10 protein-coding genes and 2 pseudogenes are annotated in these 8,943 nt (G+C 68.0%); 6 read left to right on the plus strand and 6 right to left on the minus strand.

The annotated features are described in order from the left end of the window. Positions 1 to 187: 187 nt before the first annotated feature. Positions 188 to 1,513 (plus strand): DNA-binding protein, encoded by a 1,326-nt coding sequence (locus tag ACFZDK_RS55155; RefSeq protein WP_390986833.1) that lies wholly within the window; start codon positions 188 to 190, stop codon positions 1,511 to 1,513. 1 nt (position 1,514) lies between these two features. Here the strand turns inward: ACFZDK_RS55155 and ACFZDK_RS55160 are convergent, their stop codons facing one another. From ACFZDK_RS55160 to ACFZDK_RS55170, 3 genes are all read right to left on the minus strand, one after another. Then, positions 1,515 to 2,528, minus strand: a complete 1,014-nt coding sequence (locus ACFZDK_RS55160; protein WP_390986835.1) for an NAD-dependent epimerase/dehydratase family protein — start codon at positions 2,526 to 2,528, stop codon at positions 1,515 to 1,517. Positions 2,529 to 2,848: 320 nt separating this feature from the next. After that, positions 2,849 to 3,661 (minus strand): hypothetical protein, encoded by an 813-nt coding sequence (locus ACFZDK_RS55165; RefSeq protein ID WP_390986838.1) that lies wholly within the window; start codon positions 3,659 to 3,661, stop codon positions 2,849 to 2,851. Beyond that, the gene (locus ACFZDK_RS55170; protein WP_390986841.1) at positions 3,658 to 3,966 is read right to left on the minus strand and encodes a hypothetical protein; all 309 of its coding nucleotides are present in this window, start codon (positions 3,964 to 3,966) and stop codon (positions 3,658 to 3,660) included. Before ACFZDK_RS55170 ends, ACFZDK_RS55165 begins: the two co-directional genes overlap by 4 nt. Here ACFZDK_RS55170 and ACFZDK_RS55175 point away from each other — a divergent pair. Beyond that, positions 3,926 to 4,373 (plus strand): annotated as a pseudogene (locus ACFZDK_RS55175) (transposase); the annotation flags it as partial. The gene ACFZDK_RS55170 and the pseudogene ACFZDK_RS55175 sit on opposite strands and share 41 nt — an antisense overlap. A 20-nt stretch (positions 4,374 to 4,393) precedes the next feature. Here the strand turns inward: ACFZDK_RS55175 and ACFZDK_RS55180 are convergent. Continuing rightward, entirely contained in the window at positions 4,394 to 5,611 is a 1,218-nt protein-coding gene (locus ACFZDK_RS55180; RefSeq protein ID WP_390986844.1) for an IS110 family transposase, read from the minus strand. A gap of 280 nt (positions 5,612 to 5,891) precedes the next feature. Between ACFZDK_RS55180 and ACFZDK_RS55185 the strand changes: the two are divergent. Continuing rightward, positions 5,892 to 6,014 (plus strand): annotated as a pseudogene (locus ACFZDK_RS55185) (IS256 family transposase); the annotation flags it as partial. A gap of 125 nt (positions 6,015 to 6,139) precedes the next feature. Continuing rightward, a complete protein-coding gene (locus ACFZDK_RS55190) occupies positions 6,140 to 6,793 on the plus strand; it encodes a methyltransferase domain-containing protein (protein WP_390986846.1) in 654 nt (217 codons plus the stop codon). 364 nt (positions 6,794 to 7,157) lie between these two features. Here ACFZDK_RS55190 and ACFZDK_RS55195 read toward each other — a convergent pair whose 3' ends face one another. Beyond that, on the minus strand, positions 7,158 to 7,739 hold the full coding sequence (locus ACFZDK_RS55195; protein ID WP_390986849.1) for a DUF4240 domain-containing protein: 582 nt from the start codon (positions 7,737 to 7,739) through the stop codon (positions 7,158 to 7,160). Positions 7,740 to 7,796: 57 nt separating this feature from the next. Here ACFZDK_RS55195 and ACFZDK_RS55200 point away from each other — a divergent pair, with 57 nt between their 5' ends. Together ACFZDK_RS55200 and ACFZDK_RS55205 are read left to right on the plus strand one after the other, a co-directional pair. After that, positions 7,797 to 8,090 (plus strand): hypothetical protein, encoded by a 294-nt coding sequence (locus tag ACFZDK_RS55200; RefSeq protein ID WP_390986851.1) that lies wholly within the window; start codon positions 7,797 to 7,799, stop codon positions 8,088 to 8,090. Positions 8,091 to 8,127: 37 nt separating this feature from the next. Then, positions 8,128 to 8,433 (plus strand): hypothetical protein, encoded by a 306-nt coding sequence (locus ACFZDK_RS55205; RefSeq protein ID WP_390986854.1) that lies wholly within the window; start codon positions 8,128 to 8,130, stop codon positions 8,431 to 8,433. 73 nt (positions 8,434 to 8,506) lie between these two features. Here the strand turns inward: ACFZDK_RS55205 and ACFZDK_RS55210 are convergent, their stop codons facing one another. Beyond that, positions 8,507 to 8,923 carry a hypothetical protein gene (locus ACFZDK_RS55210; RefSeq protein ID WP_390986856.1) on the minus strand — a complete coding sequence of 139 codons (417 nt, stop codon included), beginning with the start codon at positions 8,921 to 8,923 and terminating at the stop codon, positions 8,507 to 8,509. Between the last annotated feature and the right edge of the window lie 20 nt (positions 8,924 to 8,943).

Below are 8,943 nucleotides of genomic sequence, written 5' to 3' on the forward strand. Positions count from 1 at the left end.
CTCTACCGCGAACGCCTCGAAAGCGCCCCCGCACTACCCAACACCCCGAACAAGCCCGCCAGCTGATCGCCTACACCACGACGAGGGACACCATCAGGTTGCCTCGTGCGGCAATAGCGGTATCCCCTTCCCGAGAAGGGGATCGATGCGCGGGCCGACTGCCTGCGTCTCGCTGACTGGGGGCGAAATGAGGACTGAGCCGAGGACGCTGCTCGCATGGCTGTGCGCCCGGGACAAGGTCACCTACCGCCGGTTCGCGAAGGACTTCACCGCGCTTGGTGTGCGGCTCTTCGGGAACAGCAGCGCCAGTCCCACATGTGGTGAGACTCAATTCCGGCGGTGGACAGGCGGCCAGTTACAGGGGCTGCCCGTCACCGAGGCCTGCCAGATTCTTGAGGCAATGTGGCCTGGCTACACGGCTGAGCAGTTGTTCGAGCCGCCGCCGAAGGTAGATCCCCAGGCACCCGCGAAAGACCTGGAAGAGCGAGTTCGAATGACCGCAGAAGAAGCCCTTGAGGGCGCCGACGCGACTGCTTCGGCGTCCATCTCCGACAACACCATCGAGGAACTACGCGACCAGGTGGAGACCGTGGCCCGCAGGTACCACCTGGTGCCACCCGCTGAGGCCTACGAGGCCGTCGACCGGCTGCGCTTGGCGATCGAGCGACAGCGGGACCGAACGCAGATTCCCGTTCAGCAGCAACAGCTCATGATCCTGAACGGGCAGGCCGCCGCCCTGCTCGCGGTCGCCGCGTTCGACCTCGGGTACTTCCCGAGCGCCCGAGCCCTTGCGCGTACAGCCGCCGTGTTCGGTGAGACAACCCGCTTCACGCCGCTGCAAGCCTTCGCTGACGGCACGCTCGCCTACATCGCCTACCACACCGGCAACGCCACCGAAGCGGTAGCGAAGGCCACCCGCGCACTGTCCTACGCAGGTCTTGGGGACATGGCGCGCCGACGGCACCAGGCGATCAAGGCTCGGGCTCACGCACACCTTGGCGATGTCACCTCAGCCCGGCAGGCGATCTTGCTGTCCTCGGAGGACGGCTCGGGTCGCCGGGACGATCTGCACGACGGAGTGGGTGGTGAGTTCGCCTTCTCCCTGGAACGCCTGGCCATGTCCGCCAGCACAACGGCCCTGGTCATCGGCGACGCCGCGCAGGCCGAAGCCGACGCGCGACGCGCCTTGGACCTCATCGCGCAGCGACCGGCTGAGGAGCAGTCAGCCCACGTGAGGGCGGGCGCGGCCGCCGACCTCGCCTACGCTCGCCTCATCGCGGGCGACGTGGACGGCGCAGCCGAGGCTCTACACCCAGTGTGGGAGGTTCCCGAAGAGCACCGGCAGACGGGCATTGTCGTCCGCACAGCCCGCATCGGACGGCATCTGAACAAGCCTGAGTTCCACGGCGCTCCGGTCCCCACGGAACTGCGGGAGCGGATCGAGGACTTCAACCGCGTCTCTCCGCCGCACCGGCTAGGCCCGCACGTCGGACTGCTCGCGATCGAGAGCTGATCTACAGAGAAGCGAGGATCTTCGACTCTTTCTCCGGGACGATCCCGTGTTCCGCCCACCGTGGGTGCTCCACGGGACGTCCGTCCCCGGTCCGCCACCGCCACGTGTCCCGGATGGTGTCGGCAAGCGGCCGGCACTGAAGCCCGGCAGCCACGGCGCGGCTGGAGTCAACGGCCCACACGCCCGCGTGAGTGCGCCACAGGGGCAGCTCCGTCCACTGCTTCACACCCTGCTCGATCAGCACCGAGGGGTCGACCCACACGGGTGCCCCGGCGCCGCCCGTCTCGGCAAGGCACGCTTCGACGAAGCCGCGGAAGGTGATGCCTTCGGGGTGGGTGATGTTGAAGCCGCCTCCCTCGGAGCTCGCCGCCCTGTCGAGAGCGAACCGCGCCACGTCTCGAACGTCCACCGGTTGGATGCGCTGCTCTGCTGGGGCGGGTGCGAGGATGCGGCCGCCGCGTTTGGCTCGCTCCAGCCACCAGGGCAGTCGGCCAACGTACTCACCCGGGCCCAGAATCACACCGGGGCGCAGCAACACCGCAGCGCTGCCGAATGCTTCGGTCACGGCGCGTTCCCCACCGGCCTTTTGGAACCCGTATTGGGTGGGGGAGCCGTCCGGACCGGTATAGCCGTAGGACCCATCGGCGTCTGCCGGGCAGTCGAGCAGCGGTGAGGCGTCGGTGAGTGGCTGGTGAGGCCAACCCACGTACACAGACACGGTGGAGATGTGCACCCACCGGCGGGCGGCTGAGCGCAGAGTGGTCGCGGCTGCTAGGACGTCGCGAGGGGGCAGTTCGGAGCTCGATGTGTCGATCACGGCATCCCAAGTCCCGTGCCCGGCAAGGCGCTCCAGGTCTGTGAGGTTCGTACGGTCTCCGTGAATTGCCTCCACGCCGTCCGCATCGCGGGCGGAGCGCCCGCGGTTAAAGGTGGTGACCTCCCAGCCCCTAGCCAGCGCGCCCTCCACGACGTGCTTGCCCAGAAACCATGTCCCGCCCATGACCAGAAGTCTCATGAGGCTCATCCTGCCGTGCAGCAGGAGGTGTAGAAAGCGACCATGAGCCACAACGACACCGGACTACTCGGGTATCTGGGCACCCGGAGCGTGCAGTGACACCTTCGCACTCATCAGCCGCCTTACCGGCTTGAACGCCATGAGCCGCAATATCCGCGTCGAAGTCGCTCTGCCGGCCATAGTGCTCGTCCCGCTGCTCGCCGAGCGACTGGCCGACCGCCTCGACCGAACGAGGCAGGAGAGCGGACCGACACGAGCCCCGCCCCGCAACCGACGATCTTCAGGCCTGCCTGAGAGAGGTCGCTCTCAAGCAGGGGCAACTACAGCGCGGGCAGGGTCCCGGTGGGGTCGTCGACGCCGAGGAGGAGTACGTGGTGTCCGACGGTCCGGACGGTGTCGCCGGTGACCTGCTCGATGTCGAGGCGGAGCCGGACGCGTCCGGCTCCTTCGCCGTTGGCCGAGAGGTCGCGTTCCAGGTTTTCGTCGAGGTGGTCCAGGGCGGCTTCGGCCGCGGTGTAGTCGGCCAGGTCCTGGGCGAGGAGCTGGTGGGTGAGGGTGTCGCGTACCTGATACATCGGGGCTCGTTCCTCAGCTGATGGGGTGGTCACGGGGTGGGGCCGGTGAGTTTCGGGCGTGCGTCGCTCACTGCGCGCGACCAGACGTCGGGGCTGCCGCCGTGCTTGCGGGCGAGGGAGGCGGCGAGCCCGCGGACGTCGCCGCGCTCGCGCAGGGCCGCCAGGGCGATGTCTGCGCGCCGTTCGGCATCCGGGGGCGCCGGCGCGGCCGCGGCGTGCTGTGCGCGGGCGGTGCGGCGGTGCGGCGGTGCGCACGACGTAATCCCAGGACCGCTGCGGTCCGCCGTACTGCACGCTGAGCTCCGCGGCCAGCCCCGGGTGGTAGCCGTCGCGCTCGATCGCCTCGGCGGCGTACTGGGCGGCGGGCTGCGTGGCGGTCAGCGGCTCCTCGCCGGTGCGGGCGCTCAGCTCGGCCGCGAGCGCTTCTTCGAGGGCGGAGGGCCGTCCGACGGGCGTCTCGGCCTGTGCCCCGGGCCGGCGGCCGGCCTTGCCGAGCTTGTCCCCGGTGCGCTTGGTGTCGAAGTCCTGCAGGTCGCCGACGCGGAAGGCCGGGATCAAGCGTCCGGTGGTCCCCTCGACCTCGCCGACGGAGTCCGGGAAGTAGCCGGGATTCGAGACGAGGTACTTGCGGATCGCCGAGGCTCCCTTGAAGCCCAGCAGTTCGGCGGCCTGTTGATGGAGGCGACCTCTTCGGCGTCGAGCTCGTGCAGTTCGGGGTCGGCCTTGAGGACCTTGTCCTGCTTGTCCTGCTGGAACCACCTGTAGAAGTCGCGGAACTGCTTCTCGTCGTAGAAGTCGGTCCCCTCGATCCGCTCCTTGTCCGGGGTGCGCGCCGACGGCTCCAAGGGGCTGGTCGCGCTCAAGGACGGCTATCGGGAGTCGGGTGAGTCCTGGGCGGACCTGCTGCGTGACTGCGCCCGCCGGGGCATGCGCGCCCCGGTGCTTGCGGTCGGGGACGGCGCCCTGGGCTTCTGGAAGGCCCTGGCCGAGGTGTTCCCCGAAACCCGCGAGCAGAGGTGCTGGGTTCACAAGACCGCAAATGTGCTGGACTCCATACCGAAGTCCGCGCAGCCCGGCGCGAAGAAGGCCATCCAGGACATCTACAACGCCGAGGACCGCGACCACGCCGAGGCGGCTATCAAGACATTCGCCCAGCTCTACGGCGCGAAGTTCCCCAAGGCCGTCAAGAAGATCGTCGATGACGAGGATGGGCTGCTGGCGTTCTACGACTTCCCCGCCGAGCACTGGGTCCACCTGCGGACCGCGGATGTAATCGTCAAGGAGGGCAGGTCACGGGCTGGCGCCGGGGATGGCGGGCAGGCGGGGTCTGCCGGTCGGGCGTGTGGGCTGCCATTGGGCGGCCAGCAGAGCGTAGGCGCGTTCGGCCTGTTCGGCGATCGCGCGTTCGTGGCGGCGCAGTTGCTTGTTGTTGTAGTCGTAGCCCGCGCCTCGGCGGGCGATCCGGCGTTCGGCGCCGGCGGTCAGCTCGAGCTTGCGGCGTTTGAAGGCGACCAGGCTGGGGCGGGCGAAGGCGTAGTCCTGCTCCTTGGTGACCAGGTGCCAGGCGATGACCGTGATCTTCCGGGCGACCGCGACGATCGCGATCTGCATCCCGCGCCGGGCCGCGATCCGCTGGTGCAGGGCCCGCAGCGGGCCCGGGGAGCGCAGTGCGGCGAACGCGGCCTGCACCAGCATCCCGCGGGCCTTGCCGCAGCCGGCCTTCGTGATCCGGCCGTGGTGGGCGGGTGTCCCGCCGGACTGGCGCACCCGCGGGTTCAGGCCGAGGTAGGACACGAGCTTGTCCGCGCTGTCGAAGCGGTGGAAGTCCCCGACCGCGGCCAGCACGGTGACCGCGGTCATCGCGTCCACCCCGGGGATGGTCATCAGGCGCCGCACGGCCGGGTCGTCCAGCGCCTCGGCGGCCAGCCGCCGTTCCACCTCGGCGAGTTCGGCACCGTAGAAGTCGAGCTGGCGCAACAGGGCGCCCACGGTCTGCCGCTCGTCGGCCGGCAGCGTCTGATGCTCCAGCCAGGCCCGGCCGCGGGTGCCGAAGAGATCGCTCACCGGCGGCCGCGGCAGCATGTTGCGGTGCAGCACCGCCTGGACCTGGTTCTTCACCCGGATCCGGCCGCGCACCAGCTGCGCCCGATGCGCCGACAGGCGCCGCAGCATCCTGATCCGCTCGTCCGGCAGCCAGGTGCCCGGCAGGAAGTCAGCGGCCGGCAGCTGGGCCAGGATGCGGGCGTCGACCTTGTCGGTCTTGACCTTCGCCTCGGCGATCGCCCGGGTCTTGACCGGATTGGAGATCACCACCCGGGCCACGTGCGGCTCCAGCAGCACCGCCACCGCGCTCGCGTTGCCGGTGGCCTCCAGCGCCACCTGGTCGTCCGGGCGCAGCCCGGCGGCGAACTCCCGCAGCGCCTGCGGTCGGCAATCCACCCGGCCCCAGTCCGTGACCAGCCCGTCCTCGACCGCCGCGAGCTGCGCGAAGTCACGGTGGATGTCCAAACCGATGAACCGCCCCACCGTCCGCCTCTCTGTGCCGACATGAACCTGATGCGGGGGTCAGCTGGGCGAAACGACACCTACGGAATCGCGCTCACGACGCAGCCAGGCAAGTCGCAGGGGCGGCCATCTACTAAGGCGGGCTCGCAGCCCATCGTTCAAGATCGGCCCGCCCATGCTGATTCCCCGGGCACCCCTTGTCCTGACGGCCGCACCGTACAGCCGGGGTGAAGCCTGGTCACCAGGACACGGACAGCGGCACCCACGAACTTTCATACCTGGTACCAACCCCATCGAGTCGACCTTCGCGACCGTCCGGCTGCGGACCAAGGTCACCCGCGGCGCCGGCTCCCGCACCGCCGCCCTGGCCATGGTCTTCAAGCTCATCGAGTCCGCCCAGCAGCGGTGCTCGTTGAGCGCCCTGCCGCCCTGGCAGCATGACCGGCTTCAGCCATGACTCCCAACTTCCCCTCAAGTCACGGTCTCTACGCTACGAGGGGAAGCTCACAAGCGCCCGGAGAGGCATCTGCCATGTCCGACCTCGACAGCCAGGTTCCTTACTGGGATGCCGCCGCGGCCACGAAGACGTTCACCCACCCGCTCCATTTGCCCTGGCTCGATGGGATCAGCAGGCAAGCCGCGATCCTCGACTATGGATGCGGCTACGGCCGCATCATGAAGGAACTCGAACAGCACGGCTTCGGCGACCTCACGGGCGTCGACGCTTCACCGGCAATGATCAGTCGGGCACGCCGTCTGCACCCCAGCATGCGCTTTGCCGCCCTGGACGCACCGCCGGCCTCGCCCTGTCCAGACGCAGGCTTCGACGCCGTTCTGCTCTTCGCCGTGCTGACCTGCATTCCCGGCGATGAAGCCCAGCACGGGTTGATCGCCGAGCTGGACCGCATCCTCAAGCCCGGCGGAATCCTCTACATCAGCGATCTTCTGCTGCAGGACGACGAACGCAACCGCAGCCGTTACGGCCGCCATGCTGATCACTACGGCAGCTACGGCGTGTTCGAAACCGTCGACGGTGCGGTCTGCCGCCACCACCCCCGCGAGTGGTTCTCCACCCTGCTCGCCGGGTTCCAGACCATCGAGACCCGGACCATCACAGTGTCCACCATGAACGGCCACGAGTCGACGGGGATCCAGATCCTCGCCCGCAAGCCCACATCGGCTTGAACGCAGCTCAGATCCACAGGTATTGACAATTACTCGATGTTCAGCTCTTTCACCGAGAGTTCGAGAGGCGGTTGCCTCCGGAACGACAACTGAGGACGACCGCCATCCCATGGTTCAAACGCGAAGCCACGCTGGTCGCGGAGAGAGTCAATGAACGGATGGACGAACAGGAACGTCAACTGATGCGGGTCGCGTCCGCCGCATCAGGCACCCCAGAGTGGTGGCCTCCGCTCATCATGCACAGACTTCTGCGGCACACCCCGTCTTACGGACGCTGAGAACACAGTTGGAAGCCCTCGCGTCCCAGTCATCCAGGCTCTGAAACTTGATGCAACGGTCTACGCCCGCTCGCGCCACCGGGCCACTATGACAGGGGAAACATCGCGCTCAGTCTCGGCAGCCTGCGTGCTGCCTCGTCCTCGCTTCGGACGTCCCAATGCTCGCCGAGCGGTCCGGTGCTGTCGCCTCCGTCGCACTGCTGGGCGTCAACGGCTTCGTAGAAGGCTTCGCCGCACTCGTCGTCCACACCAGCCAAGATCCCGTACGCCTCCATGGCGACGTAGTCGAGCGACTCCCACCCGGGCCAGTCGTCGTTCCATGCCTCCCGCGGACGGCCCACCAAGCCTTGGACCTCCGGGGTGGCGGCCAGGGCATCGGGATCAGCCACCGCCTGAGTGAAGGCTTCCCGGCCGAGTCCTACCATCCACAGGCCGAAGTAACAGAACCCGTCATCCGAACACCAGCCACCGAAGATCCGGTCCGCAGCTGCCCACAGATCCCACGTGAACGCTTCGTGCGTCACCTCGTCCAAGCGCACCTGGAACTGCACGACCTCAGCAAGCGACCGTCGCGACAATTCGTCACGCAGCCACGCGAGCCGTCCGTCCCGGCCCCGCCCCTGACGCCGGCACTCCTCGATGAGTTCCCAGAAGGAATCAATGTCCACAGCGGCACTGTGCCAGGCACCTCTGACAACGCATGATCGACGGACTATGTTCGAGTGGTGGAGAATCCGGAGATCATCATCAAGCTCACCCCGGATGAGGCGCTGGTCCTGTCGGACTGGCTGGTGGAGCAGGTGCAGATGACGGACCTCAGTCGTCTCGTCGGCGATGCGGCGGTCTGGGCCCCCTTCACCGCATTGCTGGAACGCTCGACAAGTCGCTGTCGGGGATCTTTGCGGCGGACTAAGCCGAACGTCTGGAAGCGGCCCGCAGCAGGCTTCGTCCAGCCCTGGACGACAGCGCCAGTGACGAGAAGGGTGCGGACGCGTGAAGCCCCTCTCGGAGATGACTGAACGCGAGTACTTCGCCTGCGTCGGCCAACGTCCTGGCATGTTCGTCGGCAAGCCCTCGTTCCACATGCTGACCGCGTTCCTGACCGGCTATGACCAGCATGCTCTCCGGCATGGTGGTCACGGCCTCACCGGCTGGCACGACTGGCTCGCCGCACGCCGCGGACGCAACTGCAACCACGCCTGGCCCGGCCAGGTCCTCCACATCGCCCTCCCGAACGGCTGGGACGACGTCTGGAACCTTCCGCCTGAGGACGAACAGCACGCGATCAAGGTCCTGTTCGAGCTCCTCGACGAGTTCACTGCCGAGTGCGAAGCAGCGCAGGGCACACGCTTCTCAGTTTGACTGAGACGCCAGACCGCACCGCGTCTCACTCAAGATGACCCATCGCTGGTCACGGCCTCGACATGGTTCACCTTCAACGAGACGGGACACGAAGTCCGGTCGCAAGTCCCGTCCGACACGTCCCCCGATCCGGCTCGGCGAGATCGACACAGGCCAGGTCGTCAAGCGCCTGCGGGAACTGCACGAACTGGGCAGCGACCCAGCGTTCGAGCAGTTCCCGGCCGCGGACGAACTGTTCCTCGTGCTCGGGCATGCGCAGCGGTGGGCAGCCGAGCTGAAGCAACCTGGGAACATCCCGGTCAACGTGGCCGGCGAGGCCGCCGTACTGCGCGCGAAGATGTGGCAGTACCTGCGCGAAGAGGCCGACGCCGGACAGCTGAAGGCCATCGAACACGGCCGGGCCGCCGGCGTGCCGGATGGCGTCCCTCGTCGTGGTGTACGGGATCAGCGGCTGGGAGTGCGCGGGCGTCTGCCCGGGGCGCACTTCCACGGGTGAGTTCCGCTCCCTGA

Source organism: Streptomyces sp. NPDC007901, assembly GCF_042959465.1.
Classification (GTDB): Bacteria; Actinomycetota; Actinomycetes; order Streptomycetales; family Streptomycetaceae; genus Streptomyces.